At 62.1% G+C, this 25,431-nt stretch carries 29 protein-coding genes; 12 read left to right on the forward strand and 17 right to left on the reverse strand.

Features of this window, described 5'->3' with window-relative positions:
- Positions 1 to 17 precede the first annotated feature (17 nt).
- The 5 genes from BHMPCIPO_RS22200 to BHMPCIPO_RS22220 form a co-directional block, all read right to left on the reverse strand.
- Complete coding sequence (locus tag BHMPCIPO_RS22200; RefSeq protein WP_173518988.1) at positions 18 to 308, reverse strand: DUF2218 domain-containing protein; 291 nt, start codon at positions 306 to 308, stop codon at positions 18 to 20.
- Positions 309 to 421: 113 nt separating this feature from the next.
- Positions 422 to 2,731, reverse strand: coding sequence for a TonB-dependent receptor (locus tag BHMPCIPO_RS22205; protein WP_173518989.1), 2,310 nt, complete (start codon positions 2,729 to 2,731; stop codon positions 422 to 424).
- A 119-nt stretch (positions 2,732 to 2,850) separates the two neighbouring features.
- Positions 2,851 to 3,852 (reverse strand): FecR family protein, encoded by a 1,002-nt coding sequence (locus BHMPCIPO_RS22210; protein ID WP_173518990.1) that lies wholly within the window; start codon positions 3,850 to 3,852, stop codon positions 2,851 to 2,853.
- Positions 3,853 to 4,057: 205 nt separating this feature from the next.
- A complete protein-coding gene (locus tag BHMPCIPO_RS22215; protein ID WP_246304632.1) occupies positions 4,058 to 4,561 on the reverse strand; it encodes an RNA polymerase sigma factor in 504 nt (167 codons plus the stop codon).
- Positions 4,562 to 5,009: 448 nt separating this feature from the next.
- On the reverse strand, positions 5,010 to 5,459 hold the full coding sequence (locus BHMPCIPO_RS22220) for a winged helix-turn-helix transcriptional regulator (protein WP_173518992.1): 450 nt from the start codon (positions 5,457 to 5,459) through the stop codon (positions 5,010 to 5,012).
- Positions 5,460 to 5,564: 105 nt separating this feature from the next.
- Here BHMPCIPO_RS22220 and BHMPCIPO_RS22225 point away from each other — a divergent pair, with 105 nt between their 5' ends.
- Positions 5,565 to 6,836, forward strand: coding sequence for an MFS transporter (locus BHMPCIPO_RS22225; protein WP_173518993.1), 1,272 nt, complete (start codon positions 5,565 to 5,567; stop codon positions 6,834 to 6,836).
- 125 nt (positions 6,837 to 6,961) lie between these two features.
- Here BHMPCIPO_RS22225 and BHMPCIPO_RS22230 read toward each other — a convergent pair whose 3' ends face one another.
- Positions 6,962 to 7,798 (reverse strand): oxidoreductase, encoded by an 837-nt coding sequence (locus BHMPCIPO_RS22230; protein WP_173518994.1) that lies wholly within the window; start codon positions 7,796 to 7,798, stop codon positions 6,962 to 6,964.
- A 115-nt stretch (positions 7,799 to 7,913) separates the two neighbouring features.
- On the opposite strand from BHMPCIPO_RS22230, the gene BHMPCIPO_RS22235 reads away from it, so the two are divergent.
- The gene (locus BHMPCIPO_RS22235) at positions 7,914 to 8,819 is read left to right on the forward strand and encodes a LysR family transcriptional regulator (RefSeq protein ID WP_173518995.1); all 906 of its coding nucleotides are present in this window, start codon (positions 7,914 to 7,916) and stop codon (positions 8,817 to 8,819) included.
- Positions 8,820 to 8,904: 85 nt separating this feature from the next.
- On the opposite strand, the gene BHMPCIPO_RS22240 is transcribed toward BHMPCIPO_RS22235, so the two are convergent.
- Positions 8,905 to 9,843: an MYG1 family protein gene (locus BHMPCIPO_RS22240; RefSeq protein WP_173518996.1), complete on the reverse strand. Its 939-nt coding sequence runs from the start codon at positions 9,841 to 9,843 to the stop codon at positions 8,905 to 8,907.
- A gap of 351 nt (positions 9,844 to 10,194) precedes the next feature.
- Between BHMPCIPO_RS22240 and BHMPCIPO_RS22245 the strand changes: the two genes are divergently transcribed.
- Entirely contained in the window at positions 10,195 to 10,638 is a 444-nt protein-coding gene (locus tag BHMPCIPO_RS22245; RefSeq protein WP_173518997.1) for a hypothetical protein, read from the forward strand.
- Between the two features lie 48 nt (positions 10,639 to 10,686).
- On the opposite strand, the gene BHMPCIPO_RS22250 is transcribed toward BHMPCIPO_RS22245, so the two are convergent.
- The 7 genes from BHMPCIPO_RS22250 to BHMPCIPO_RS22280 form a co-directional block, all read right to left on the reverse strand.
- Positions 10,687 to 11,613 carry a fatty acid desaturase gene (locus BHMPCIPO_RS22250; protein WP_173518998.1) on the reverse strand — a complete coding sequence of 309 codons (927 nt, stop codon included), beginning with the start codon at positions 11,611 to 11,613 and terminating at the stop codon, positions 10,687 to 10,689.
- Positions 11,614 to 11,833: 220 nt separating this feature from the next.
- Complete coding sequence (locus BHMPCIPO_RS22255; RefSeq protein ID WP_173518999.1) at positions 11,834 to 12,640, reverse strand: phosphate/phosphite/phosphonate ABC transporter substrate-binding protein; 807 nt, start codon at positions 12,638 to 12,640, stop codon at positions 11,834 to 11,836.
- Positions 12,641 to 12,818: 178 nt separating this feature from the next.
- Positions 12,819 to 13,034, reverse strand: coding sequence for a hypothetical protein (locus BHMPCIPO_RS22260; RefSeq protein WP_173519000.1), 216 nt, complete (start codon positions 13,032 to 13,034; stop codon positions 12,819 to 12,821).
- A gap of 45 nt (positions 13,035 to 13,079) precedes the next feature.
- Positions 13,080 to 13,490, reverse strand: coding sequence for an SRPBCC family protein (locus tag BHMPCIPO_RS22265; RefSeq protein ID WP_173519001.1), 411 nt, complete (start codon positions 13,488 to 13,490; stop codon positions 13,080 to 13,082).
- A complete protein-coding gene (locus tag BHMPCIPO_RS22270; protein WP_173519002.1) occupies positions 13,487 to 13,810 on the reverse strand; it encodes an ArsR/SmtB family transcription factor in 324 nt (107 codons plus the stop codon). The genes BHMPCIPO_RS22265 and BHMPCIPO_RS22270 overlap by 4 nt, the downstream gene beginning before the upstream one ends.
- A 140-nt stretch (positions 13,811 to 13,950) precedes the next feature.
- Positions 13,951 to 14,265 (reverse strand): hypothetical protein, encoded by a 315-nt coding sequence (locus BHMPCIPO_RS32600; protein ID WP_210266627.1) that lies wholly within the window; start codon positions 14,263 to 14,265, stop codon positions 13,951 to 13,953.
- A 251-nt stretch (positions 14,266 to 14,516) separates the two neighbouring features.
- Positions 14,517 to 14,981, reverse strand: a complete 465-nt coding sequence (locus tag BHMPCIPO_RS22280) for an Rrf2 family transcriptional regulator (RefSeq protein WP_173519003.1) — start codon at positions 14,979 to 14,981, stop codon at positions 14,517 to 14,519.
- Positions 14,982 to 15,178: 197 nt separating this feature from the next.
- On the opposite strand from BHMPCIPO_RS22280, the gene BHMPCIPO_RS22285 reads away from it, so the two are divergent.
- The gene (locus BHMPCIPO_RS22285; protein ID WP_173519004.1) at positions 15,179 to 16,150 is read left to right on the forward strand and encodes an alpha/beta fold hydrolase; all 972 of its coding nucleotides are present in this window, start codon (positions 15,179 to 15,181) and stop codon (positions 16,148 to 16,150) included.
- A gap of 48 nt (positions 16,151 to 16,198) precedes the next feature.
- Here the strand turns inward: BHMPCIPO_RS22285 and BHMPCIPO_RS22290 are convergent, their stop codons facing one another.
- Positions 16,199 to 16,930 (reverse strand): glutathione S-transferase family protein, encoded by a 732-nt coding sequence (locus BHMPCIPO_RS22290; protein ID WP_173519005.1) that lies wholly within the window; start codon positions 16,928 to 16,930, stop codon positions 16,199 to 16,201.
- A gap of 328 nt (positions 16,931 to 17,258) precedes the next feature.
- Between BHMPCIPO_RS22290 and BHMPCIPO_RS22295 the strand changes: the two genes are divergently transcribed.
- The 7 genes from BHMPCIPO_RS22295 to BHMPCIPO_RS22325 all read left to right on the forward strand — a co-directional run bounded on the left by BHMPCIPO_RS22295 (position 17,259) and on the right by BHMPCIPO_RS22325 (position 22,911).
- Positions 17,259 to 17,732 carry a VOC family protein gene (locus BHMPCIPO_RS22295; protein WP_173519006.1) on the forward strand — a complete coding sequence of 158 codons (474 nt, stop codon included), beginning with the start codon at positions 17,259 to 17,261 and terminating at the stop codon, positions 17,730 to 17,732.
- 244 nt (positions 17,733 to 17,976) lie between these two features.
- Positions 17,977 to 18,891 carry a glutathione-dependent disulfide-bond oxidoreductase gene (gene yghU / locus BHMPCIPO_RS22300; protein ID WP_173519007.1) on the forward strand — a complete coding sequence of 305 codons (915 nt, stop codon included), beginning with the start codon at positions 17,977 to 17,979 and terminating at the stop codon, positions 18,889 to 18,891.
- 10 nt (positions 18,892 to 18,901) lie between these two features.
- Entirely contained in the window at positions 18,902 to 19,279 is a 378-nt protein-coding gene (locus tag BHMPCIPO_RS22305) for a hypothetical protein (protein WP_173519008.1), read from the forward strand.
- A 339-nt stretch (positions 19,280 to 19,618) separates the two neighbouring features.
- Positions 19,619 to 20,959 (forward strand): ABC transporter substrate-binding protein, encoded by a 1,341-nt coding sequence (locus BHMPCIPO_RS22310; protein ID WP_173519009.1) that lies wholly within the window; start codon positions 19,619 to 19,621, stop codon positions 20,957 to 20,959.
- A gap of 64 nt (positions 20,960 to 21,023) precedes the next feature.
- Complete coding sequence (locus BHMPCIPO_RS22315; RefSeq protein WP_173519010.1) at positions 21,024 to 21,161, forward strand: hypothetical protein; 138 nt, start codon at positions 21,024 to 21,026, stop codon at positions 21,159 to 21,161.
- Positions 21,158 to 22,099 (forward strand): carbohydrate ABC transporter permease, encoded by a 942-nt coding sequence (locus tag BHMPCIPO_RS22320; RefSeq protein WP_173519011.1) that lies wholly within the window; start codon positions 21,158 to 21,160, stop codon positions 22,097 to 22,099. The genes BHMPCIPO_RS22315 and BHMPCIPO_RS22320 overlap by 4 nt, the downstream gene beginning before the upstream one ends.
- The gene (locus tag BHMPCIPO_RS22325; protein WP_173519012.1) at positions 22,096 to 22,911 is read left to right on the forward strand and encodes a carbohydrate ABC transporter permease; all 816 of its coding nucleotides are present in this window, start codon (positions 22,096 to 22,098) and stop codon (positions 22,909 to 22,911) included. Before BHMPCIPO_RS22320 ends, BHMPCIPO_RS22325 begins: the two co-directional genes overlap by 4 nt.
- Positions 22,912 to 22,929: 18 nt before the next feature.
- Here the strand turns inward: BHMPCIPO_RS22325 and BHMPCIPO_RS22330 are convergent, their stop codons facing one another.
- Positions 22,930 to 23,334 carry a CHRD domain-containing protein gene (locus tag BHMPCIPO_RS22330; RefSeq protein WP_312033055.1) on the reverse strand — a complete coding sequence of 135 codons (405 nt, stop codon included), beginning with the start codon at positions 23,332 to 23,334 and terminating at the stop codon, positions 22,930 to 22,932.
- Positions 23,335 to 23,491: 157 nt separating this feature from the next.
- Complete coding sequence (locus BHMPCIPO_RS22335) at positions 23,492 to 24,055, reverse strand: TetR/AcrR family transcriptional regulator (RefSeq protein ID WP_173519013.1); 564 nt, start codon at positions 24,053 to 24,055, stop codon at positions 23,492 to 23,494.
- Between the two features lie 141 nt (positions 24,056 to 24,196).
- On the opposite strand from BHMPCIPO_RS22335, the gene BHMPCIPO_RS22340 reads away from it, so the two are divergent.
- Complete coding sequence (locus tag BHMPCIPO_RS22340; RefSeq protein ID WP_173519014.1) at positions 24,197 to 25,399, forward strand: MFS transporter; 1,203 nt, start codon at positions 24,197 to 24,199, stop codon at positions 25,397 to 25,399.
- The last annotated feature ends 32 nt before the right edge of the window (positions 25,400 to 25,431 follow it).

Here is a 25,431-nt window from a genome sequence, read left to right on the forward strand (position 1 = left end):
GTTTCAGTGCGCCGTGCTCAGCCGGTGGCCTGCCAGTGCAACGATCCCGGCTCCTCGCGGAATGCGAAGCGCCGAAGATGGCTTTCGATGACCGACTTTGTATCGGCGAGATTGGCCTCGTCGGGTGACCGGGCCCTGATACTCAGGCCGTCCGATGTTGCCTGGAGATAACCAGTCCCGCAGGAGAACCGCAGTTCGGCGCGATCGCCCGCCTGCTCGACGTCGATCTTGTGGGCGAAGTGCTTGCAGAGCTGCGTCAGGTATTTCTGACCGTCTTCCGTCGCAAAATGGGTGGTCGCTTCTTGCATCTGGAACTCCTGTTTCGGCTTTCGCTGCTCGGGCGGCCCTTGGGCGGCCGCCGTCGCGTCTTGAAGCGAGTGCCGCGTGGAGGATGCGGCGGTCGCGATCGCGGATCGTCGACCTAGAAGGTCGCTCTTGCGGTCAGGATGAAGGAACGGCCGGGCTCGTAGAGCGGCGTCACGTTCCCGAACTCCTGGCCGTAGGTCGCCCGGTCCGAATAGGTTTCGTCGAAGATGTTCTTGAGCTCGGCGCGCAGCGTCAGGTTGGGTCGTTGCGGCGGCACATATTCGACAAAGGCGTTGAAGACTTCGTAGCCCTGCAAGGGCTTGCTGCCGGCAGCGACATCATCATAGTCGAGTGCGATTTCCGCATCGGCGCCGAAGGTGACGCCCCAGTCGGCCAGTGTGTGAACCGCCTGCAGAGTGATGATCTGGCCGGCGGGTGCTGCGAGATAGGTGCCGAGATCGGAGTCGGCAGGCTTTCCATCGATTTCGACGTCGATATTTGCGTATTTCACCTTGAAGTAGCCATCGCCCCAATTGTAGCCGCCGCCGATTTCAAAGCCACGCGAGCGAACGTCATGGGCGGCGATGCCGAGATCTGCGCGGAAACGCGGCGCGCGCGCATCTTCGAGATCGGTCTGGAAGACACTGCCCTCGACGATGAAGCCGTTATGGTTGGCCTCCAATCCGAAGATGTAATTGTCCGCGGTTACCGGCTTCGGACCGCTGCCGTAGTCCCACTTCGGATTGATGATGAAGTTCTCGGCAAGCGGAATGCCAGCCCAGACATGCGAATAGCCGGCCTTGGCCGTCAGAAGATCCTCGATGAGATCATATTCGCCCGAGATGTTGCCGCTGAAGCCGGAATTTCTCCATTTCTCGCCGGTCGTTCCGGTGAAGTGCTGGTTGTCCCCTCTTGCGCCGAAGGAGAGCCGCGTCCTCTCCCAGGGCTCTAGCCTCGCCTGCGCGTAGATACCGACATTGCGCGCCTTCTCGGCACCGGGATCGTAGAGGTCCTCGAGCTCCGCCTTGTCGCTGTAGAAGTCGATGCCGGCGATCACATTGCCGATGTCGAAGGAGAACTTGTTCTCGAACTTGCCGTTGAAGCTATCCGACGTGCCGACGGCGTCGTAGCTGGCAGGAACACCCGGCCGCGGTTTCGGGAAGATCGGCAGATCGACCTCGGTCTTGCTGTAGGCGAGCAGAAGCTTCGGGTCCCACCACCCCTCCGGCGTGCTGTCGGTATAGGTGAAAACGGTGTTCTGCCGATCGAGCGTATAGTCGCGAATGCGTGGCTCCCACGGCTTGGGGTTCGAAATCGAACCCACGTTGGCACGGAACGGCCGTGGCGCGGCGTCATTGATCCGGTCGTGACTGATCTCGAAGCGGTCACCGCTGTCGAACTCATAGGCGAGCTTGCCGAGACCGCTCAGCAGATTGGTGCTGGTGCCTTCGACCTCATTGCCGTTGCCGGCGGTGAAATCGTTGCCCTTGCCGAAATTGAAATAGCCCAGGAATTCGAGCCCTTCCTGCATGCCGTAGGCCGAAAGGCCCGTGGTTACCGTATCGCTGTTGAAATTGTAGTTCGACGTGACGAAGCCGCCGAAACCGTCGCCATCCGACAGCTCGCGCGGGTCGATCGTTTCATAGGCAATCGCACCGGCGAGCGCCCCCGGGCCGGCATCGGCGGGCGCAACGCCGGCATCGACGTTGACGGCCTTCAGGAGGCCCGGATCGATGAGGTTCGTACCGTTGTGGTGGAAGACCTTGTTGTTCTGGCGGCCGCCGTCCATGGTCACGGCAAGGCTCGTTTCCTCGATCCCGTGGACATAGACCTTTTGCGACATCGGCAGCGAACTGCCGACGGCTATGCCCGGCTCGCCTGAAAAGACGTCGGCGATGTTGGCAGGGTTCTTCTGCTTCAGATCCTCGGACGAGATGACGATCTCGCCGGCGCCGAGCGGGCCGCTGCCAAGGGCGGAAATCGGGTCAAGGACCGTGGCACCGGAAGCATCCACGCCCTCGCTGCCGCCGGCCACAGTCGTCGCACCGATCAGGGCCGTTCCGCCCGATATCCTGTAGGAGATGCCGGTGCCCGACAGCAGCCGTGTAAGAGCCTGCTGCGGTTCCAGCGTCCCGTTGACGGCAGTCGAGCGGATGCCCTCGGACGTCGCGGCAGCCAAGGTCACCTGCAGGCCGGACTGCCGCCCAAAGGCATTCAGGGCACTCGCAAGCGGTTGCGACGGGATGTTGAACGTGCGGGCCGTGCTGCCGCGCGACGTCATCTCTTGGGCCGAGGCGACGGAAAGGGGCATGAAGGCAAGGGAGGAAAGCCCGACGATCGCCGTCGTTGTCAGCAGGCGCAGTCCTGCATGGCTATATCCTGCACTGAAGGAAGGATGTCCCTTGCGGCATTTCGGCGAACTCATTTTACCCCCGTGTCGATGATCCGCGCGCTGCCTCTCGGGCAGGCGCTTCGGACCAAAGACGACGGGCTCCGGATTTTTTTTCACCGGCCCGCGATTTTTCTTGAATTTTTGAGTCCAAATTAAAATCGCGTCAGAACGCGGCCATAGGGTGTTACCGCGCGCACCGTGCCGCCAAACGGCTGAACCAATGCCTGAAGGGCATGATCGGGATCCGTGAGATCGTAGACCCCCGTCACTCGTCGTGCCGCGAGCTCCGGTTGCGGAATGGAGATCCAGGCAGAATGGTAGCGTTGCAGCCGCGCGGCTGCGGCGGCGACGGTAACGTTGTTGACGAACATCTTGCCGCTGCGCCAGGCTCCGATCTCTTCGGTCGCAATCGTACTTCGGGTGACCGCGCCCGTCGCATGCACCACTGTCGCTGTTTCTCCCGGCGCGAGTTCGAAATTCTGCCTGTGGTCTTTCCCGCTGTACGAAACGGCCACCGCGCCATGCGCGAGCTCGACCGTCGTTTCCGTACTTGCGAGTTGCACATCGAAGGACGTGCCGAGAACCGACACTTCGACGCCGCCGGCGTCGACGACGAACGGACGCGACGGGTCGCGCGCGACATCGAAATAGGCTTCGCCCTTGAGGAGTCGGACGTGCCGGACCGTGGCAGAAATCTCGGTGGCGATGGCGCTGCCGCCTCCCATTTCGATGGTCGTGCCGTCCGCCAAGGTGATCGTCCTGCTCTCAGCGGTCTCGGTCACGTGGTCGGCCTGCCACCACACCAACAGCGAAGGGAGCGAGACGAACAGCACCAGGCAGGCGGCGAGCGCTATGGCCGCCGCACCGGCGGCCCAGGTTCTGGCCGCCCAGCGCTTCGGCTGGCGGGCAGTTGCGGCAGGTGAAACCAACGGCGCCGCGCCGCGCCAAAGATGTTCATGCACCGGCGGCACGTCTCCCAGCATTTGCCAGGTCTTCAGCGCCGTCTCCCAGGATCGGACATGGAGGGCCGATCGACCCAGCCAAGCCTGAAACGCGAGCTCCGTCTCCCGACAGTTCGGACGCGCCTTCAGTTCGAGGAACCAGTCCATGGCCTCTTGGAGCAACGCCTCCGGTATGTTGTTGTCCTTGGTCAAAGCTCTGCCTGCTGGTTATGTGTTCAACGAAACACTACGGCGCCGCGCGTCTTATCAGATGCTCAAAGGTCGCTGTAGCACTTTGACTTGCTGCATGTCTTCGTCCTTAAAACGAGGTCGATTCAAGGAGACATGCAGGAGCGGAATCATCCGGTCTGTCACAAAGACGAATTGCTTCGGATTTTTTTTCACGCGGACCAAAATCCTAGGAGGCATCGCCTGCCAGAGTGGTCGCCACCCGCATCATGGCGGTGCGCACATGGCGATGGGCGGTTGCGACCGAGATGTTCAGGTGGGCGGCGATCTCCTCCAGGGTGTATCCACCGAAGCGATGCATCTCAAGGGCAATACGAACCTCCATGGGAAGCGCGTCGAGGACGCCGGAAATGCGCCGGATCTCATCGGTCACCACAACGATATCTTCCGGCGTCGGCAGCTCGATCGGCATCGACCAGAACGGCGGCTCGCCCTGTTCCTCCCGCGCCTCGATCTTCCGGCGCTTGAGAAGATCCAGGCACAGGTTGCGGACGATCCTGTAGAGATAGGCAGGCGAGAGCCCCTGGGAACCATCGTCGGTGCTGGTCGGTGCAAAGCGGATGAACGCCTCCTGCACGATGTCTTCGGCCGTTTCACGCGAGCCGACGATGCGCGTCGCATAGGCGACCAAAGCGGTACGATTGGCGAAATAGACCTGATGGCGCGTTTCCATATCGACCAAGGCGTCTGATCCGAACAAAGCAACTTCGATTGGCGTCCAGCGTCGTTACTGCTTGCCGCTACGCGATCGGTGGACCGGATGACCAAACGAGCGCGAAGCCTCTTAGCACGCGGAAATAAACTTGTCTGTAATAGTCATGTTATTTTTCGAGGCAGCAACCGCGACGCGTTGCCGCCGAGCCTTTCCGTTCTTGGCGGGGCACCCGTATCCCGTTGCAGAAGCGGAACTTTTCTCCGAGAGGACCATTACCCAGCCGAGCGCGAACCGTGTCAACCGGACGCGGCAGGGATGGCGAACATGGCGGTTTTTCCGGTTTCTCGCCATGGCCAACGAAACGGCAGTCGAGCGCCCAACCTGCCCGGTTCGTCTCACCTTTGTATCGAGGTTCCGGCTGGCGACGATCGGTTTGTCGTCGTTGTGCGAATCGTTGCAGACCCGATCAGTCTTCGGGAACCTTGATCAGGGCCGTCTCGGCGGCACCGATCGGCCTGCCGTCCTGTGTGCGGATATCAAGCTTTACCGGCAACCCGGTTTCCTTTTCGACCAGCAGGGAATGCTCCTCGCCTGGCTGAAAGAGGTGTCGTTCGCCGAATTGCCGCAAAGCGACCATCACGGGAAACAGGTCCCGCCCCATCGGCGTCAACTGATACTCGACCCGGGCCTTCGTCCCGCCCACGGGAACCGTCTCGAGAATGCCGCGGTCGACGAGCGTACGCAGACGATCCGTCAGGATGTTCTTGGCAATGCCGAGGCTTTTGTGAAAATCGCTGAAGCGCCTCAGTCCGTCGAACGCATCGCGCACGATCAGCAGCGACCACCAGTCGCCGATCGCGTCCAGAGATCGCGCGCTCGGGCAGTAGTCCCCCTTGAGGCTTTTGCGCGCCACCATACGAACTCTCCTCTCCCGCGCCACGAGACTTTTGGTTGCATTATAAAACTAAACCGGTACCATTGGGTTTGTTTCATTATTAAACCGAAGCAAGGAAGAAGTCCAATGGATGGTAGAGCTGCTGCGGCGTCGAGCGACGCCGCAAACGATGCCGTGCGCCCAAATGCCGGTGCCGTGGTGTCACCGTTACCGCGCCCGATGATGACCCTTTTTGCCTTTGCCGCCGGCCTTGCGGTCGCCAACGCCTATTTTGCGCATCCCCTGCTGGATGTGATGACGGCCGACCTCGACCTTTCGCAGACAGGCGCCGGCTTGATCGTCGGGGCGACGCAAGTCGGCTACGCGCTCGGCCTGATCCTGCTTGTTCCGCTTGGCGACCTTTTCGATCGCCGCAGGGTGATCATCGCCCAATCGTTGCTCTCAACGGTGGCGCTCGGCTTCGTGGCCCTTTCAGCCAACACGGAAATGCTGATGGCCTCGATCGCGGCCGTCGGCATGCTTGCCGTCCTGACGCAGGCCCTGGTTGCCTATGCGGCCAGCCTGGCCCGGCCATCTGAACGTGGCCATGTGGTCGGTTTCGTCACCAGCGGCATCGTGATCGGCATCCTGTCCGCCCGCACAGTCGCAGGTCTCCTGACGGATCTCTTCGGCTGGCGGTCGGTCTATCTCGCATCGTGTGCCGTGACGCTTGTGATCGCCGTCTTACTGCATCGGCTCCTGCCGCACCAGAAGCGGGAAGCGAATGAGCTCAGCTACCCCCGCCTTGTCGGCTCCACCTTCAAGCTGATCTGGCAAGAGCCGGTGCTGCGCACCCGGGGCGTGATAGCCCTGCTGATTTTCGCGAACGTGACGACGCTGCTGACGCCGCTTGTTCTGCCGCTGAGTGCGCCGCCCTTCTCCATGTCGCATACGAAGGTCGGTCTTTTCGGCTTGGCAGGCATCGCCGGGGCACTGGCTGCTTCTCGCGCTGGCCGCTGGGCCGACCTAGGACTGGGCCAGACGACGACGGGCATTGCACTCGCGCTCATGCTCATTGCGTGGCTGCCGATCTCATTGCTGGACCAGTCCATTCTGTGGCTGATCGCTGGTGTCCTCGTTCTCGACTTCGGGCTCCAGGCGGTCCACGTCACGAACCAGGCCTTGATCTACCGGGTCCGCCCGGAAGCGCAGAACCGGCTGACGGCCGCCTATATGCTGTTCTATTCGCTCGGCAGCGCAATCGGATCCTCCCTGTCCACCGTCGCCTACGCACATGCGGGATGGAGCGGCGTTTGTCTGATGGGCACGGTGATCAGCCTTGCCTCGCTGCTCTTCTGGCTGGCGACCCGACCTTCGAGATCGAAGCATACGGAGGAAGGGGCGGCGTTGAACGGTTGAGTGGCGGCGCCGACCGCGACGACCGGCCGAGACCGCCGTCGTCAAAGCGGAGTTGTCCCAGATAACGAGAAAGCCCCGCACCATGGCGGGGCCGCCTCCGCGGGAGCGGCAGGCCGCCTCGACGTTTATGCGGCCGGGTCGAAGTCGGTCGAGAGGGACACGGCACGCCATTGGGCCAGAAGCTCGGCGTCCGATTCGTGTTTGGCCTCGATCGCCGCCACCGTGTCGCTACCGAGCGGCAACCGCACCGGCGGATTTTCCGCGTCGACGAACGAGATCAGCACCTCTGCCAGCTTGTCGGGGTTGCCCGGCTGGTTATGGCTGATGTCCTTCGCCTTGCTGCGAACGACAGCGGCCGTCTCCGCGTAATCGTCGATTTCGATCGGGCTGACGCTGAGTGAGGTCGAGTCGAGGAAGTCGGTGCGGAAGTAGCCGGGCTCGATCGCCGTGGCATGAATCCCAAGCGGGGCAAGCTCTGCCGCAAGTGCCTCGGTCAAGCCTTCGACCGCAAACTTCGTCGAGCAATAGACGCCAAAGCCGGGCCCGCTGCGATATCCGCCGATCGACGAGAAGTTCAGGATGCGCCCCGAATGCTGGCGGCGCATATGCGGCAACACGGCACGGGTGACGGCCAGCAAGCCGAAGACATTGGTGCGGTAGAGGGCCTCGATCTCGGCACCGCTTGCCTCTTCGACTGCACCGAGCAGTCCGTAGCCGGCATTGTTGACCAGAATATCGATCCGGCCAAAGCGTGCGATCGCCTGCCCCACGGCCTGATGCGCCTGAGCCTCATCGGTAACATCGAGCGCCACGGCGAGAAGATTGGGCTGCGCGCCGAAACGCTCGACGATCGCCTTCGGATTGCGCGCCGTCGCGACGACCTGATCGCCCTTGGCGAGCGCCTTTTCAACGATGAGGGCACCAAATCCGCGGGATGCACCGGTAACGAACCAAGTATGCATGTGAACCTCCTGTTGTTTCGCCGCTCCATCGTCGGCGGCTGAGAAGGTTTTACCCCGTCGCATTTGCTGAGATAATCGACTGGAATCTCTTTTAGCTAATGAGTAGCTTTCAACAATGAGAACCGTATCGCCTTCCGATCTGTCTTGCTTCCTGGCGCTGGCCCGGCACCGAAGCTTCCGCCGCGCCGCCGACGAAATGGGCTGCACGCCATCGGCACTCAGCCATGCCCTGAAGGCACTTGAGGAACGGCTCGATCTTCGTCTCTTCAACCGGACGACCCGCAGCGTCGCGCTGACGGAAGCAGGCGAACTTCTGCTCGCCCGGGTCGCCCCCGCCTTCCGCGACATCGAGGATGCGCTTGATGATCTCAACAACTTCCGGGGCACACCTATCGGGCGGTTGAAACTCAATACGGCGCGGGTCTCGGCAAAGTTGGTGCTCCTGCCTCTGGTCGCGCGTTTTCTGAAGGTTCATCCGAAGATCAGTATCGAGATTGTCGTCGACAACGACCTCGTGGACATGGTGTCGGAGGGCTTCGATGCCGGCGTTCGTTTCGGCGAAGTGATCGCGCAGGACATGATCGCCGTGCCGATCGGGCCGCGCCAGCGCACCGCGATCGTGGCAACGCCTTCCTTCTTCGAGCGCTTTGCCAAGCCAACTGCTCCCGATCACCTGAAGGAACTACCCTGTGTCGGACTGCGCTTCGGCAGCGGCCGGCTTTATGCATGGGAGTTCGAGCGCGGCGGCGTGGAACTTCAGGTCGAGGTGAACGGCCCTCTGATCGTCGACGACCAGGACATGATGGTGGACGCCGCGCTTGCGGGCGCCGGCGTAGCCTTCACCTTCGAGGATCAGGTGCGATTGCTCGTCGAAGAAGGCAAACTGGTTCGAGTGCTCGAGGATTGGTGTCCCTATTACGGCGGCTTCTATCTGTATTACCCCAGCCGGCGGCAAATGCCGGCGGCGCTGCGCGCCTTCGTCGATTTCGTCAAAACCGCGGGCCCCAAAACTCAGCGCTAAGCCGCTTCATGCGACCGATCGCGCCGCGGTCGGTCCTGATACCGTCTCCGGCCAGGCAAAGCCGCCCGATGCAAGATCCCCTGGCTTACGCCCTGTTTTCCGTGGCGGAAGTGGCCTCCGCAACGGCCAGCGCGGCCATGGCAAGGGCCGCTTCGCGCGTTGCGGCGGCCGCGATGAAGCGGCCATTGTGACAGAAGCTCGCGCCTGCGACCCCACAGACCGCCTCCAATTCGCCGTTGGTCAGACCGGCCCAGGCTGCCGGCAGGTCTGCGCGAAGCTCGAAGCCCTCATCGGCCTTGCGGATGCCCGTCAGGCACCAGTCTTTTTCGCGCGGATGAACGACGAACAGCAGGTGATCGGCGCCGGATTTCACGACGGCCGGACGAAAGGGCATGCCCATCGGCAGTTCGAGAATTCGACCGTCGCCGGCCTGGGCGATTTGCTGAAGGACGAGCGTCTCGGCCCTGAGCTTGGCAGCGCGCTGCGCTACGCCGGCCTCTACGAGCGTACGGGCAATCGCCAAGGCAGCCTGAAAGCCGCGATCATCAGCCTCCTGGCCGGCTTCGTCGAAAACGGGTTTCAAGGTTTCGAGCAGCGCCGGCAACGTGAGCCCGGCCAGCGGTCCGGCAACGGACGGATCGAGCGCGCCATTGTCCATCAGGTCGACCGGAAGCACGAAGCGGGCGTCGAAGGCGGCATGGACCGCCTCGATATGGTCTTCAGGAACGCCTGACGCGGCCAGATAGTCGCGGCCATAGTGCTTCCAGATCAGTCCGAACGAACTGTAGGGCTGGCCGTCCGCTCTCAGCGGCGCGCCGCGCTGATGATGATCGAAGATACCGGCGGCGGCGTCATACTGGCCGCCCACATCGTAGACGATGCGGTCTGCACCGGGCCTGATCCATTCCGCAGCCCGACTGCGGACGAGACGCGCCTCTGGGAAAAGCCGCGTGAGGATGACGGTGGACAACAGCTCGTCGGCATGGAAGCCACCGGAATGGGTAACGAGAAACTCTGGGATCATCCCGATTGGCCTTGTGGTTCGTTGAAGAGGGCGCGCCCCACATAGCCATTGCTTGCTGCCACCTCAACCCACCATCTTCTTCGCGGCGTGGGGGATCTCGCATCCGGACTGGTTCGAGCGCACGACGACGAACCGCATCTGTGTTTTACGACACCCCCATCTCCAATCCACCAGGCTTTCCTCGGATATCGACTTCGAATGACGTAAGAGCCTTTCACGGACAGGATGTCAGCCGGTTCAAGTCACTGCGGCGAGATGGTAGTTGTTCGCGCGGCAGCGATCAGACGCCGGGGACTGGATATGCCGCCAACGCTTTGACAACATAGGCGTTCAAGGCAGGGTTGCGATTCGATGACGATTTTCTTTAAGGCAGCAATTTCCGACGACGTGGCATTCGGGATGATCGAGCGGTGTTTTTCCGATCCGGATGATTATGACGGCTATCTCGATATCTTTGGCGATCACACCGAGCGGACCGTTTCATGGAGCAAGGGACGGTCGGTAGACGAGTTCAAGGCAGAGATAACGGAAGCGTTGCGGTCCGCTTGGGAAAGCGCACGTTTCTGGCAGGTATACGAACGGCGCGAAGACCGGGACGATGCCGGCACCAACGAAATTCGGCGCGCTGCCATCAACCTGACACGCACCTATGGCGGCGTGATCGTCATCACGCTGAGCCTGCTTGGCAGGCGTAGCAGCACGAACGATCTCGAACTGGTGTTCGTCTGCTTCCAGGAAGATGCCCAGCGCCGGAATTTTCGCGTGCGCTACGACGGCAAGTTCATTCCCGTCTGACGCCTCCCGCAGCATGGAAAGCAGCGCCCACGTCGCTCGCTCCCTGAGCTACGGATGCTGCGGATGGCGCGGATCGTCATGCGGCTTCAAGAGAAATCGGCGCGCCACGTCGAGATAGCCGCGATAGACGAGGCCACCATTGATCGTCAGCAGCGCAACTCTGTGCCGGCGATAAAGGCCCGGGATCTGATACCAGGGAACGCCCGGTCGTTGGTGGTGCAGCACATGCAGGTTGTTGTAGAGAAACAGGAGACCGAAGAGCGGCGTGCCTTCGACGATCGCCGTCCGCTCGTCATGATGACCGGCGTAACGATGTTCCGCATAGGAGCGAAGCCTCGTCAGCGCAGCTCCGACATAGACGAAGCCGAAAAGATAGAGCCAGAGCGGCAGGCCGCAAACACCGACAATCCAGACGAGCACGACGGCAACGCCGGCCGCGTGCGCGCGCCAGATCCTTGTCCGCGCGCAGCCACCCCGCGCGATCAGGACCGCCTCCTGCGCGAGGAAGCTCAGGATCATGACCAGCGGGCCAAGCGTCAGCCGGCCGAGCAAGGTCGTGTTCCACTCGGCAAGTTTCCGTCCCGCCTTGCCCATACCTTCCCAGGCCGTCCGGGTGAAAAAGGAGGACTCCGGATCCTCTATCGGATCCGTCAGATGTTCGTCGCGATGGTGGACGAGGTGCCCTTCGCGATAGATCGCATAGGGCAGCCAAAGGGACAGCGGCGGCCATCCGATCGCATCGTTGACGCGCTGATTGCGCGTCGGATGCCCGTGAATGACCTCGTGCTGCAGCGATCCGTGCCAGGCAATGAGCCAGCCGCCAAGGCCAATCACGACGGCAATAGGAAGCGATTGCCAGAACCAGGTCAGAGCGAGAAAGCCACCATAGATGACGAGCGCCAGGGCAACGGTCTGCCATTCGACGCGGGCGATTGCAGATAGGCTCGATTGTGGGGGCAGCGCGTCAGTCGACATCGGGTCTCCGGCCGGAAAAAGCGATCGATTTCAATCGCCAATATAAAAAGCCGACCAATGGGAAGGCGCCGCATGGCTTTGCGGCGAAGCCACGCAAACGGGAAAAGTGCCTGCGCCAAACGCACAGCAACAAAATATTTATTCTATGTAATTTATAATCTATTCCGCCCGTCTCGCTTATGTTCGCGACCGGTCGGGATGAATCGCGGTTGATGAACCGTCAGGCGATCGTCGGGTACCCCCGGCCGGCAGCATCGCGGTCAAGCGCAGCCAAAGCCTCGTAGTCGCCATCTCCCAGCAGGCTGATGCCGCGCAGCGAAAGCGTGTTGCAGATCTCGGCAAGTGCCGGATCGGCGATGGTTTCCGCAAGCACGCGGCGCAGCAGCACGAGATCCCTTGCCGGCGTCGATGCGGCGGTGATGAACGGCAATCCCGGACCTTTTTTCGTTTCCGCCAGGATGCGCACGCCGGCGACGCGATCCGGGTCGAAACGCAAGGTATTGCCGAAGGTCACGCAGTCGATCGCGGCGATATCCGCGATACCGCTCGAAACCGCGTCGATGCTCGCAACATGGCCACCGGTCTCCAGCACCGACGAGAAGAACCGGCCGTCGACCGCATGGGGCGCCACAAAGGCGCGAAAGAGGTTGTAGCCGGAATTGCTGCCAGGATCGTTGATCGCCGCGCGGGCACCCCGAAGCTCCTCGATCGAGCGCGCAGAGGATTCGGCATTGACGATGATGAAACTGCATTTGAGCGGGCCATCGCAGCCCGGCAGTCCGTAGACCGGTGTCGCCACCAGTTGCACCCGGCCGCGCAGCCGCTGGACATAGGGATAACCGCAGGTCTGGCCGAACAACAGGTCAGGACGAAGCCAGGCGTCGTCATAACGCATGTCCTCCTGCAGTGCCGCGGGCGCATCGAGCCCCACGGCACGAAGGCGATCCGCCAGCGCCTCCCAGAACAGCCGCGTCGCGTCTTTCAGCGGCGCCGGGCTGACATACATGGCAAGACTTGCGATGGGCATGAGCGACCTCGGGGCGACATCGTGAATGCGATTAGAAATCCTATGCATTGCATAGACTTAATTCTCAATCGAATTCTATGCGACCCCGAGGCCCGCCTCGAGGATAGGGGATTCCCGCACGCGCTTGTCTACGCCGACTGGGTGCCCGCACGGCCCTTTTAGGATCCCGTCACGCCCCTTACTCGGCCGCCTGAACCCTGTCCCTCGGCTTGCTCAGATAAGGTAGCGCGAAGAGATAGAGGCCCGTCGGCAGAAGCACGGCCAGCGGCGGCAGAGGCAGGTAGTAGACCCATTCGGGAAGCACCACCAAAACCATGCCGGCAAAGATCGCGGCAACGGCCAGGGAGAACAGCAGCGACGTCCATCGATGGATTGTCCGGATGAGAGAGGTCATTCTGGCACCTTGATTGTGAGAAGCGGTTCTGAAGCCAAGGGATGATCAGTCGAGTTTCGCGACGACCTCGGCCAGCTGGGTGATGAAGCGCGGCCATCCGACGGTGGCGCCCTGGAAATAAGCCTTCTGGTCCGCCCTGAAGCCGCGCTGCTCCATGCGCAGGTTCGTGCCACCATCGGCGGCTGCAAGGGTCCACGTAACGACGCTGGTGAGATCCTTGGTATCCCAGCGATAGGCGAGCTCGCGGTTCGTCTCGATCGTCTGAACCTCGCAATCGACCTGCCCCCAATCGGCGGAGAGGGTAAAGCGACGGCCGACCTCAGGGATGAAATCGTTCCGCATCAGCCATTCGGCGATCAGATGCGGTTGTGTCAGCGCGCGCCAGATCTTCTCTGGCGGATAGGGAAAATTGCGTTCGACCACGACAGCGCGGGTAGTTTCGGTTGTTTCGATCATTGGTCCATTCTCTTCAGTAGATCATCGAGATCGTCGAAGCGGTCCTGCCAGAAGCCGGCCATCTCCGTCGTCCAGTCAACCAGGGTCCCAAGCGCTTCGCGTCGGGCACTGTAATAGGTGTAGCGGCCTTCATGCCGGTCGTGCACGAGCCCTGCAGCTTTGAGGATCTTCAGATGTTTGGACACGACCGGCTGCGAAACGCCGGCATCGGCCAGCAAGCCGACGACGGTCGTATCCCCCTGGCGGCAGAGACGCTCGAAGAGCCCACGACGTGTGGGATCTGCGAGCGCCCGAAATACCGCGTCCTGCAACTGCGACATGTCTCATACCCAATTGGCTATGAATGACGTATACCCAATTGGCTATACGTTTGTCAAATGGGTTGCGGCGAAACTTGCTTGCAGGTCTCGTCCGTCTTCGCATCCAAGGCAGTTAGAGAGGAAGGTGAGCTAATCGGAGATTACCATTTCCTGCTGAGTTTGAACGTGACGGTCCGGGCGTCGCCGTAACCGCAGACGAGCACGCCGCTGCAACCGCTCACATACTCCTTGTCGAACAGGTTGGTGACCTCCTTGTCGAACAGGTTGGTGACGTTCAGAGCGGCATCTTTAATGCGCAACGGAAGCCCTGATTGGGGGCGCATTAGCGAACCCCGTCGAAGGTGAATCAGGCCTGCATCGGTTGGAACGAACCCGCAAGTTTCAAAATGGAAGCCACGAAGATGTGCCTCGAAGTCGACATGCAGCCATTCGCCCGATGACTTTGCATTTGCCACCGTCTCTTCGACGAGCCGACGTGCATAGCCCTTTCGCCATCAAGGCGTGGCCACCATGTCGAACAGAAAGGCGTGCTGCCGTCCCAGGCAACATTGACGAAACCGCCAAGCTTTCCCGAGAGAAGCAGGCAAACCCAGCCGAGACTGACGATGTTCACCTGCGTCTACCAATCGTCCTCGGCAACCCTGTGTTCGAAACATTTGGCTTATCGCCATTCTTGAAGTCGCCGCGCCATACCAGGCGCGGGTCGTCAGCGCTCATTTCCGTCTCTTCCATCGGGAGGCGGGATCACTTGTCTTCCGTCCGATATGGCATGTTCGGCAATGATCGACAGCCTGAGCTTTGCGAACTCGTCCAGCAAAGCGCTCTCCGCCTTGTCGAACGCCTGCACCAGGGCGGCATTCGCTGCCCGCTCTACCGGACAGGCGGGGTGATCTTCCGAAATGCCGGCGGCCAGGACCTCGCCTTCATCCAGCGCCTTTTGAATATCAAGGACTGTCAGGTCGTCCAGCGACCGCAACAGAACCCATCCGCCGCCTCGTCCCCCTTCGGAATCCACCACGCCCTTGCGCTTCAAGGCCGCCATCGTGCGGCGCACGACCACCGGATTGGTGTTCAACATTTTCGCGATGGTTTCCGAAGTCTCGCGCCCGCCCAGAAGCCCCATATGGATGAGCACGTGGATCATCCGCGCCAGCCGGCTATCTCTTTTCATGTGTCACCCCTAAAGCGTAACTATGATTGTTACGCAATCTTGACCTCACCCGATTCTGTAACTTATAAACTTACGGAATCAAGGACCCAGGGATGCGAAGACGGACGATATTGGCCGCTCTGCTGGCAGCAGCGTGGCCGGCAAGGAGCGCTGGGATCGCCATCCGAGGCACTACATCAAGAGCGGAAGGACTGCAAATGCCTGCTCGTACCATCGAGACGCGAACGATCCGGATGAATGTCGTCGAACAGGGAGAAGGGCCGCTCGTCCTCTTCTGCCACGGCTTTCCGGAAACGGCCCGCGCCTGGCGTCATCAATTGGCGGCACTGGGCAAAGCCGGCTTTCGTGCGGTGGCACCGGATATGCGCGGATATGGGCATACGGAATGCCCCGCAGCGATCGATGAATACACCCTGTTTCATCTCGTCGGGGACATGGTCGCGCTCTTGGACGCGCTCGGCGAAGAGACTGCCCTCATCGTCGGCAACGACTGGGGTGCCACGGTCGCGTGGCATGCCGCGCAAATGCGGCCGGATCGCTTCCGTGGCGTGGTCGCGATCAGTGTGCCGATGATGGCTCCTCCGCCCGTGCCCCCGACCCGGATCTTCCCGCAGACCGATAAGGCACAGCTCTACGCGCTCTACTTCCAGGAACCCGGTATCGCCGAGGTGGAGCTGGAGCGGGACATTCGGCAGACGCTAAGGAAAATTCTCTTTGCAGCCTCCGGAGACGCCGGCCCGCGGCAAGCCGGGGATCAGACGCCAAATCCGTTCGGGATGGTTTCCCGGCGCGACGGACTGCTGGCGACTCTTCCTGATCCGCATAACATGCCGGACTGGCTGACGGCCGCCGACCTCGAGGCCTATGCGCAGGCGTTCGCCCACTCCGGCTTTCGCGGCGGCCTGAACTACTACCGCAACCTGGATCGCAACCGGCAACTGCAAGCGTCGCTCGCCGGCATGAAAGTCGATGTACCCGCCCTGTTCATGGTCGGCGAGCGGGACACCGGGCTCAGCATCCCAGGGATGCAGGACATCATCGACGCAATGCCCCGCCTCGTTCCCCAACTCCTGCACCAGGTCGTCGTGCCCGGCAGCGGACATTGGCTGCCGCAGGAACGTCCGGACCTCGTGAGCGACGCCATCATCGATTTCGCGCGGCATATCTGACGGTCGGTGGGTTGCGCGCCGCGCTCGTCGGCGCATAACCTCATCGGATCAAAGCGCGCCCGTCAACCGCAACACGTCCTCAAGCGGAACGAGTCCTTTCATCGAACCGTTACCGGCAGCCGGCTCTCCATCCTCGATCGCCAGCGCGAAGCGGAAGGCGGGATCGGCCTCGAGGCGTTTGCGCAGCGCGTGGATGCGGGGGTAGTTCCGCTCATAGTCCTGCGGATCGATCGCTTCGTGAAAATCCACCCAGCGCGCGACGCCAACGAACACCGCATCGGCGAGCGTCGGCCGGTCGCCCAACAGATAGTCGCTGGCGCCCATCATCGCCTCGAGCTGCGCATGCCGCTTGGCGACAAATTCGCGACCGGCGGCGCGGAGCGTTTGGCGATAATCCTCCGTGGCCTCCTCCGCCTCTAGCGCCACCCACAGGGGGAAGAAGGCGCTGGTGAAGCCGGTGTTGAGGAAGGCGATGAACTGATGCATCCGGTCAGCTTCGTACGTTCCGGGCGCGAAGCTGATGCGGCGCTCTCGGTCCCGCCCCTCCAGCCACAACGCGATCGCCATCGTTTCGGTGAGGACACGGCCTTCCTCGCTGACCAGTACGGGGGTTTCGACCCGGCCGTTCAGCCGCCGATAGGCCTCGGTGCGCATTTCCCCGAGCATGTCGACGCGGGTGAGGCGGTAGGGTTGGCCGAGCCATTCGAACGCAGTGACGAGTCCTGCGGAACTGCCAAGCGGAAAGCCCGCGGTGAAGATCGGTTCAGAGATAGAGTGCATGTCGGTTTCTCCATGGTTGGTGCCATGGATGTAACTGTGTGGACGCTGTCTCTGCAGATGGTCTGACTTGGACTTATCGTCTACATGTGTAGACGCTGACTGTCGCGAGTGAGACCGCCGCCCAACCAGGGATCGCGACCCGGCTTTCCAACGGATGACGCTCCGATCGAATGCGCGTGCAAAAATGCAAGGCGATGGAAGCTGTCATCATGCGCGCTCGGCAGAACGCTCTAACACTTTTGGGCTGGAGAAAACCGGGAGGCTACCTATTTCGTAGGAGACCCCATGGAGAGGACCGCAGGTCTTCAACGCGAAAGGAACAAAGCTCATGGCAAAGAACACGATCTGCCTCTGGTACGACAAGGATGCCGAAGCGGCCGCGCGCTTCTACGCCGAAGTCTTTCCGGACAGTCGCGTGACGGCGGTGCACCGGGCGCCCAGCGACTATCCGTCCGGCAAGGAGGGCGACGTGTTGACGGTCGAGTTCACCGTTGCCGGTGTCGCCTGTCTCGGCCTCAACGGGGGACCGATGTTCAAGCACAACGAGGCCTTTTCGTTCCAGATCGCCACCGACGATCAGGAAGAGACCGACCGCTACTGGAACGCCATCGTCAACAATGGCGGCGAGGAGAGCGCCTGCGGCTGGTGCAAGGACAAATGGGGGATCTCCTGGCAGATCACGCCCCGCGTCCTGACGGAAGCGCTGGCCGCCGGCGGCGGCGAGGCGAAGCGCGCTTTCGAGGCCATGATGGACATGCGGAAAATCGATGTGGCCGCAATCGAAGCGGCAAGGCGCGGCTGAGGCTCCGCCCAACGGACGATCCTGCCAACGGCGTTCTTGGCCGACCAGAGCGGAGGCGCGCACGTCGAAAAAGCCGCGCGTCTACGAGACTCGCATGCTAGTGCGTGCGCACGAAGTGAAACCGTATTTCTGGAAGGCGCCGAAAGGACGGTATAGAACTGCGCGAAGCAGCTGGCCGACATCGGATGCTTTGTGACGTTGCTTGCCCGTTGGATGTGCCTTTTAAACGACAAGGACAGATTTCATGACCGAAAAATCTCCCGCTGACAATTTCCCTGCGGGCTACCAAGTTCCCAAGGTCTGGACCTGGGACAAAAGCAACGGCGGCGCGTTTGCCAGCATCAACCGCCCGATCTCCGGGCCGACCCACGACAAGGACCTGCCGGTTGGCAAGCACCCGCTGCAGCTCTATTCGCTCGCGACTCCGAATGGCGTGAAAGTCACGATCATGCTCGAAGAGCTTCTGGCCGCGGGCCATTCGGGCGCCGAATATGATGCCTGGCCGATCCGTATCGGCGATGGCGAACAGTTCGGATCCGGATTTGTCGACGTCAACCCCAACTCGAAGATCCCGGCGCTCTTGGACCGTAAGCCGAAAGGCGGCGGCGAACCGGTCCGCGTCTTCGAGTCAGCCTCCATCCTCACGTATCTCGCCGAAAAATTCGGTGCCTTCCTGCCGAGCGAGCTTCGTGCCCGCACCGAGACCTTCAACTGGCTGTTCTGGCAGATGGGCTCGGCCCCCTTCCTCGGCGGCGGCTTCGGTCATTTCTACGCCTATGCGCCGATGCACATCAAATACGCCATCGATCGCTATGCGATGGAGGTGAAGCGCCAGCTCGACGTGCTCGACCGTCATCTCGCCGATCATCGGTTCCTGGCGGGCCCCGAATACACCATCGCCGACATGGCCACCTGGCCCTGGTACGGCAACCTCGCGCTTGGCCAGGCCTATGGCGACGCCGGCACCTTCCTCGAGGTCCAGAGCTACGAGCACGTCCAGCGCTGGACGGCCGAAATTGCCGCGCGCCCGGCGGTCAAGCGCGGTCGCATGGTCAACCGGTTGAGCGGCGATCCGTCGGAACAACTGCACGAGCGCCACGACGCCTCCGACTTCGAGACGAAGACGCAGGACAAGATCGCTCAGGCCGAGACGGCCTGAGGAGGATCAGATGGCAAACCTGCCCGACATGACCAAACACCGGGGCTTTCCGTCCGGCATGCCGGGCACCGGCATCCAGTTCACCATTCGCCGGGCCAATCCGCGCGGGGTGACGCCGCTCAAGGCGATACCGCGTCGCGGCCGCCCGGGCACGGCGGAACACCGCATCGACGCCGCCTTCCTGCATGCTCTTTGGCATTACTTCGGCGCGGAACCCTTCGAGCGCGGCAATCTCGACGCCGCCCGCCTCTGCCTTCTGTTCGGCCGCGAGGTCGTGGCCGCGGACAAGGACTTCGACCCGCTATCCTACGAATCCCTGCTCGTCATCGACGAAAGGGTCGCCCGCCAGAGCTTCCCGGAATCGTTCGAAGACGTATTCGAGGTATGACCGCCGCGATTGGACCTTCAAGCATCTGATCGCCGAGGCCCAATCGGCTTTTTCCGCCGCCTTCGCGTAGACGCGCTCCATCCCCAAGGCGCTGACGAGAGCGGCTTTCGGCTCTCCAGCAGCGTTGACGCGGTGATCGGACCGGCTGAGAAATTCCTACCCCGGTCGATGGGTCGTCGCAGGAAATTCGTTCTCATATAATCCATAAAACATATAGACTATATGTATGTTGAGATCAATTTCTCCCCCATGATGCTGAAGCAAGGTCGCGCGGCGCTGACCACCGGCCGACGGAGGCGCGCGCCGACCGCCAGAACTCAGATCTCGACGGAGGATCCCATGTCCAGTTCCATTTTCGACCAGGCTTACCGCCGCCGCAGCGTGCTGAAATCGCTTGCCGCCGCCGGGACCCTTCCTTTCACCGCACCGCTTGTTGCCTCGACGGTGCTTGCATCCGGCAACAAGTACGCCGGGCGCACGATCAATCTCCTGATCATCCAGCCGCATGTCGTCACCGGCAGGAAAATCGCCGAGGATTTCGAGAGATTGACCGGCGCCAAGGTCAACGTCACGGCGGTCCCTTATGATCAGGTCAGCGTCAAGGCGACACTGGACGTGCAATCGGGCGCGAACCAGTTCGACGTCATCGACTATTTCTATACCTACAAGGGCCAGCTCGCCGAGGACGGCGTGATCGAGGATGTAACGGACCTGATCGAACGCGACAAGGCGGAGATCCAGCCGGACGATTTCATCCAGACCATCTACGACCAGTACACGCTGCATGATGGCCGCCGCTACGGACTGCCCTATGACGGCGACAGCCATCTGCTGTTCTACAATCGCGAGATCTTCGACCGCTACGGCCTGAAGGCGCCTTCCACCTGGGACGAATACAATGAAAACGCCAAGGTGATCACCGAGGCCGAAGCGAAGAACGGCATCTACGGCGCGGCCGTTCTGGGCGCCAAGATCCCGGTCATCATCCTCTCGACCTATGCCAACCGCCTGACCGGCTTCGGCGGCAACTTCCTGAAGCCAGACGGCACCTCTGCGCTTGACAGCACCGAGGCCGTCGAGGCGTTGAAGTCGCTGCTCGCCTCGGCACCCCATGCGCTGCCGACCCCGCTCGAAACCCGCTTCGAAGAGGGGCTGCCCGCCTTCCTCAACGGCAAGGCGGCGCAGATCGATTTCTGGACCGACCTTGGCGGCTATGCCCAGGATCCCAAGGGCTCGAAGATCGTCGACAAGTGGGGCGTTGCTCGCATTCCCACCGGCGGCAGCAACAGGACGCCGCGGCTCGCCTTCAACGCCGGATTCGGCTTTGCAATCACGAGCGGATCCAAGAACAAGGATGTCGCCTGGGACCTGGTCAAGCTCGCCACAGGCAAGGACTATCACGAGCAGCTCCTGGCGCTGACCGGCTCCGGCATCGATCCGGATCGCCAGTCGGGCCTGAAGTCGGAAAAGTTCAAGGCCTTCCAACCGCTCGTGCAGCCGTTGCTGGATGACGGCGCCTTGGAAAACAGCCTGGCCTGGCCGACGGCGGTTTATGCGCCGAAGCTCGAAAACGCGCTGACCGACGAGCTGGCGCTGGCGCTCGCCGGCACCAAGAGCGCAGAACAGGCGATCGCCGATGCCCACCAGGCCTGGACCGAGATCATCGAGACCAACGGCTGATTGCTCGCTGGGGGCGCTCGCTTCCTCCCGGCAGCGCCCCTCTTCTCTTTAGAGGTGAAAGACCATGACCACGCAAACCTTGCCGAAGCGCAGGCTCGGCCGCAGCGAATTCGAAATCACGCCTGGTGACATCGAGGACATGCTGGTCGCCACACGGGCCGGCAGCAGGTCGACACGGCCTGCTCTGGCAGAGGCCGCATGACCGTCTTCACTCTCGACGCCCTTGGCCCGGACGCGAACCGAAAGACCTGGCGCCGGGGCACCCTGTCGGCACGCTTCGGCCGTGCGTTATGGATCGTCCCCGTCGTGCTCGCGCTGGCCGTCACGACGTTCTACCCGACCGTCTTCCTGCTGGGTCTCGCCTTCAGCAAGAGCACCCTTGGAAAGCCGTTTCGCGGCTTCGTCGGCATCAAGCATTTCGCAACGGTGCTGCAGGATCCGGTGTTCCTTTCGGCGATCGGCAGAAGCGTCGCCTATGCGTTTTCGACGTCGCTGCTGCAGCTCGCATTCGGTTTCCTGATCGCGCTGCTTTTCACGTCGCTGCTGAAAGGCGGCCGATTCCTGACGAGCCTCGTGCTCTTGCCTCTGATGACGCCGCCCGTCATGGTCGGCATCGCCTGGAAGCTGATCTTCGCGCCGGCGGGCGGTCTGCTGAACGGCACATTGATCAACGCCGGCATGATCTCCCAGCCGATCTGGTTCCTCGGCCACCCGCTGTTCGCCTGGCTGGCGATCGCTGTGGCCGACCTCTGGCAATGGACGCCCTTCATCGTCATCCTCTGCTTCGCGGCGCTTTCGACGATCCCGGAAGGCGTCCGGGAGGCGGCACTCGTCGATGGCGCGAATGGCTGGCAGCGCTTCTGGCACATCACGCTGCCGCTCGTCGCCGCACCTCTCTCGTCGATCTATCTCTTGAAGCTGATCCTCTCGTTGAAGCTGTTCGACCTCGTCTATATCCTCACCTTCGGCGGGCCGGGTTTTGCAACGACATCGGCGGGATTTTCCATCTACAGGCGGGCGATCGAGCAGTTCGATGTCGGGCGGGCGGCAGCCGAGACGATAATCTACGCGCTGGTAATCGGACTGGCGACGCTGCCGGTCGTCCGTCTCCATCAGCATTTCGAAAGGCGCGAATTATGAGGCTCGTCCCACGCCATCTCTGGCTCAGCCTGGCAACGGCACCGATCGTCGGCTTCTTCGCCCTGCCCTTCCTCTATCTCCTCGCCGTCTCCCTGAAAACGAAGGACGACGTGCTCAACGGCCACTTCTGGCCGACTGCGCCGACGCTTGCCAATTGGCCGGCGGCCTTCGAAGCGGCCAACATCCTCGGCTTCATAGTGAATTCCGTGATCGTATCGCTCCTTGCCGGATCGCTCACCATCGCGCTCACGTTGCCTTCGGCCTACGCGATGCTGCGGCTGAAGATCGGCGGGCGATGGCTTTCGGACGTAACGCTCTCAAGCTACATGGCGCCACCGATCGTGGCACTCATCCCGCTGTTTTTCCTGCTGAAGGCGAGCGGTCTCCTCGACACGCGCACCGGTCTGGTTCTCATCTATGGTTTCGCCAACGTACCCGTCGCCTTCTGGCTGCTGACGCCATTCCTGCGCCGGATGCCGATCGAGATCGAGCAAGCCGCGGCCATCGACGGAGCGGGGCCGCTTCGCATTTTGCTGCAGATCGTGGTGCCGATCATCGCGCCGGGCATCGTGGCGACCTTCATCATCGTCACGATGCTCGCCTACAACGAGTTCCTCTTCGCTTCGGCCTTCACCTTCTCCGATGCCACGCGAACGCTGCCGGTCGGCATTTCGCTCTTCCAGGGCGACAGGCTGGTGAATTTCGGCCAGATGGCTGCGGCCTCTCTGGCGGGCATCGCCCCGGTCTATCTGATCGCACTGTTCATGCAGCGCTATCTGGTCAGCGGGCTTGCCCATGGCGCCGTGAAGTAGGCGGAAGGTCGCCGGCCGTTACTGTGCCTTCTCCACCTGGCCGCGGATCTCACCGTCGGGGAATTTTGCCGTGTGGATGTTGAGGTACCACTTGCCGCCTTGCAAATCGGCGAGCTGCTGATCGGTGAGTTCGGCAGAGCCCGATTTCATGGAGGTCGAGATATCGACGACCGGGTCGGCGTTTTTCCCCGTGGCTGCCGGACCATGAAAATGGGCGGCGGTCGGATCCCCTGACAGGCCATCGGCCGTCACGGTCCAGGTCAACGTCTTCGACGTTGTATCAAGGGTGACTTCACCCATGCCCTTGCCCGCGCTTTCATTGGGCGGCACTTCAGCCGATCCCGTCATATCCGCCTTGAATTTCAAGGTTTCGGCCGAAACGCCGCCGGCGGCCATGATCGCAATGGCAGCAAGGCCGGCCAAAAGGGAACTCTTGTGGATCGGTCTCATCTCGCATCCTCCAGAACAGGTGTTGGGCAGGTCTTCCAACCCCGAGCACCGGCTTAAGTTCCGGTTGCAGGATCGTCGCAGGACCCGCGGCGGGATGCAGATGCTATCGTTCTCGGGAAGCAAGCACGCCTCAAGGCGCCGGTTTCGCCGCCAGCGACGCCCTCACCAGACGCTCGACATGCGCCGCGTCCGGCGCTCCGCCGAAGAGGATCCGGTACATGATCGGCGCGACGACGCCGTCCATGACGGTCTCGACATCCGGAAAGAATTCACCGCGCTCCTCGGCGCGTTCGGCAATCGTTTCGATCTGTTGCCGCGTGAAGTTGCAACATTGGTAGGCGCCGCTTCCATCCTGTGCCGCAAGCACGTCGCGGATCATTTCGCGACCCGGCCCCGAGGACATTTCCTCGGCATATTGTTCGGCCCAAGCCATCAGGTCACTACCAAAACTTCCAGTGTCGACGGGTACCATGTCGGGGCGCAGCCGCTCGACCGCGACATCGGCGAGAAGTTCCTGCAGGTCGCCCCAGCGGCGATAGATTGTCGAAGGCGTAACGCCCGCTTCCGCCGCGATCAGCGGAACCGTGACCTCGGTGCGCTCGTGCGTCGCCAGCAATGTCTGCACGGCCTTGTGAACCGATGCCTGAACCCGTGCGCTTCGTCCGCCCGGCCGCGGGCCTTCCCTTGTCGCCATTCGCTCCAACCCTGTCTTCCTTGGCCGCGCGGCCGATGCTTCAGAAATTCTCACAACAGCATAAAAGCAAATTATTTGCTTTTAGCGCGGCGCATACCTAAATCTGCCAAACGCAACGATTTAGCTTTAAGGGTTATATAGATGTCTTCCTCCTCCGAATCCAGAGAGAGCACTCGCCCGGCAGGTCCCATCGCCTTCTACGCCGTCACGCTCGCGACATTCTTCGGGGCCTCCTCGGCACCAACCCCGCTCTACCGCTTCTATCAGCAGAACTTCGCCGCCAGCCCGGTGGAAATGACCGTTATTTTTGCGGTCTATGCCTTCGCACTTCTCGCGGCCTTGCTGATCGCCGGTTCGATCTCGGACCATCTCGGGCGCAAGCCGGTGATATTCGCAGCATTGCTCGTCGAGATGGCGGCAATGGCCCTGTTCGTGCTCGCCGACGGAACCCACTGGCTGATCGCGGCACGCATCGTGCAGGGTCTTGCGACTGGCGTCGCCGGCGCTTCGATCGGCGCGGCGCTCGTCGATGTCGACTACGCCAGGGGGCAGCTCGTAAACTCGCTCGCACCGCTGATTGGCCTAGCGGTCGGGGCGCTCGGCACCAGCGCGCTGATCCAGTACGGCCCCCTTCCGCTTCATCTCGTCTATGTCCTTCTGTTCGCCGGCTTCCTGGTGCAGGCGGCGGCGATCTGGCTGATATCCGAAACCGGTTCGCGCCGCCCCGGAGCGCTATCCTCGCTCATGCCGCGGATCGCCGTTCCGCAGCGCGCCAAGCGGCCGCTGGCGCTCGTCACCCCGGTCAACGTAGCGAACTGGGCGCTTGGGGGCTTTTACCTCTCGCTCGTCCCATCGCTGGTCGTCGCCACCACGGGAAGCAAGAGCCCGCTGACCGGGGGCGCCGTGGTCGCGGCGCTGATGGCTGCCGGCGCGTTCGCAGTCTTCCTCCGCCGCGCCCGCAATCCTCAGGCAAACCTGACCTTCGGCGTCCTGAGCACGACCTTCGGCATGCTGACCGTGGTCACCGGAACCCACCTCGCCTATGTGCCCGTCCTGGTCGTCGGCACGCTTCTCACCGGCATGGGTTTCGGCACGAGCTTCCTCGCCACGCTCGGCTCGATCATGCCGCTGGCAAAAGCCGACGAGCGCGCCGGGCTGCTATCCACCATCTACATCCAGAGCTACCTGGCGTTCAGCCTGCCGGCAATTCTCGCCGGCTTCCTGGCGAAGGCGCTGGGCTACCAGCTCACGACCGACATCTATGCGGCAGCGATCATTGGCGTCGGTATCCTCGGCCTGATTGCCAGCCGCACGTCTTCGGAAAGGGAGCCGAGCATGGCCTGACCCGCGGCGCGAGGGGTGTTGGGGACCTGCCA

The sequence above is a fragment of the Ensifer sesbaniae genome (genome assembly GCF_013283665.1).
In the GTDB taxonomy this organism is placed as follows: domain Bacteria; phylum Pseudomonadota; class Alphaproteobacteria; order Rhizobiales; family Rhizobiaceae; genus Ensifer; species Ensifer sesbaniae.